This window comes from Microbacterium sp. Bi128 (assembly GCF_918698205.1).
On sequence record NZ_CAKKMM010001036.1, the window covers coordinates 1 to 1,827 of the forward strand.

The window sequence follows — 1,827 nt, forward strand, 5'->3', positions numbered from 1 at the left end:
CGTCCAACCCGTCCGTGATGCTGGCCGCCGCACTGCTGGCCCGCAACGCCGTCGACAAGGGCCTGACGTCCAAGCCGTGGGTCAAGACCTCTGTGGCTCCCGGCTCCAAGGTGGTCACCGACTACTACAACAAGTCGGGCCTGACCCCGTACCTGGAGAAGCTCGGCTTCTACATCGTGGGCTACGGTTGCGCCACCTGCATCGGCAACTCCGGTCCGCTCGACGCCGAGATCTCCGAGGCCATCCAGGCCAACGATCTCTCCGTCACCGCGGTGCTCTCCGGCAACCGCAACTTCGAAGGCCGGATCAACCCGGACGTGAAGATGAACTACCTGGCCTCCCCGCCGCTGGTCATCGCCTACGCCCTGGCCGGCACCATGGACTTCGACTTCGACAACGATGCCCTGGGCCAGGACGAGGCCGGCAACGACGTCTTCCTGAAGGACATCTGGCCGAACCCGGTCGAGGTCCAGCAGGTCATCGATTCCTCGATCGACAAGGAAATGTTTGCCCGCGGCTACGAAGGCGTCTTTGAGGGTGACGATCGCTGGAAGGCGCTCGACACCCCCGCCGGCGACACCTTCGCCTGGGACGAGAAGTCCACGTACGTCCGTAAGCCCCCGTACTTCGAGGGCATGAAGGCCCAGCCGGAGCCGGTCCAGGACATCACCGGTGCGCGCGTGCTGCTCAAGCTCGGCGACTCCGTCACCACGGACCACATCTCCCCGGCCGGTTCCTTCAAGTCGGACACCCCGGCCGGCCAGTACCTGCTGGCCAACGGTGTGGAGCGCAAGGACTTCAACTCCTACGGCTCACGCCGTGGCAACCACGAGGTCATGATCCGCGGCACGTTCGCGAACATCCGCATCAAGAACCAGCTCCTGGACGGCGTGGAGGGCGGCTTCACCCGCGACTTCACCCAGGCCGACGGCCCGCAGGCCTACGTCTACGACGCCGCACAGAACTACCAGGCTGCCGGCACCGCGCTGGTGGTCCTGGCAGGCAAGGAGTACGGCTCGGGTTCGTCCCGTGACTGGGCCGCCAAGGGCACCGCGCTCCTGGGCGTCAAGGCTGTCGTTGCCGAGAGCTACGAGCGCATCCACCGCTCCAACCTGATCGGCATGGGTGTCCTCCCGCTGCAGTACCCGGCCGGCCAGAACGCCGCCAGCCTGGGCCTGACCGGTACGGAAACCTACGCAGTTGAGGGCGTCACCGCCCTGAACGACGGCACCACGCCGAAGACCCTCAAGGTCACGGCCACCGCTGAAGACGGTACCGTCACGTCCTTCGACGCCGTCCTGCGCATCGATACCCCGGGCGAGGCAGACTACTACCGCAACGGCGGCATCCTGCAGTACGTCCTGCGCCAGATCTCCGCACACTAGCGGAGCTGCCGGGCACGCTCCGGTAACGCATGCAAAGGCCCCGGCCGGTCACTGACCGGCCGGGGCCTTTGCGTTCCCGGTTTCGGCCGCGGGTGCTGGATCTGGAGCGGGGGAGCGGAGAGCGTGAAGCGTGCAGGGCACCGGTGCTGGCCTCCGGCGCGGCGGCCCGCCCGGAGGCGTTAGAGTTAAAAGGCATGTCTACCACCCGAAGGAGGGGCCGTTGGGAATCTTGGACACCATCCGGAATCCGCAGGACCTGAGTAAGTTGTCCGGGGCGCAGCTGGATCAGCTGGCAGCCGAGGTCAGGGATTTCCTGATCGGCAACGTCTCCCGGACGGGAGGGCACCTGGGCCCGAACCTCGGCGTCGTCGAGCTCACCATCGCGGTGCACCGGATCTTCGATTCCCCCCGCGACAGCATTGTCTTCGACACAGGGCACCAG

The 1,827-nt window shown here is 66.4% G+C and carries 2 protein-coding genes; both read left to right on the forward strand.

What is annotated here, in order from left to right; translation table 11 throughout:
* The coding region (gene acnA / locus LQV45_RS29470) for an aconitate hydratase AcnA (protein ID WP_230010635.1) at window positions 1-1,385 on the forward strand (1,385 nt) is incomplete at its 5' end.
* 220 nt (window positions 1,386-1,605) lie between these two features.
* Window positions 1,606-1,827: 1-deoxy-D-xylulose-5-phosphate synthase N-terminal domain-containing protein (locus LQV45_RS29475; RefSeq protein ID WP_290370351.1), on the forward strand; the 222-nt coding region annotated here is incomplete at its 3' end.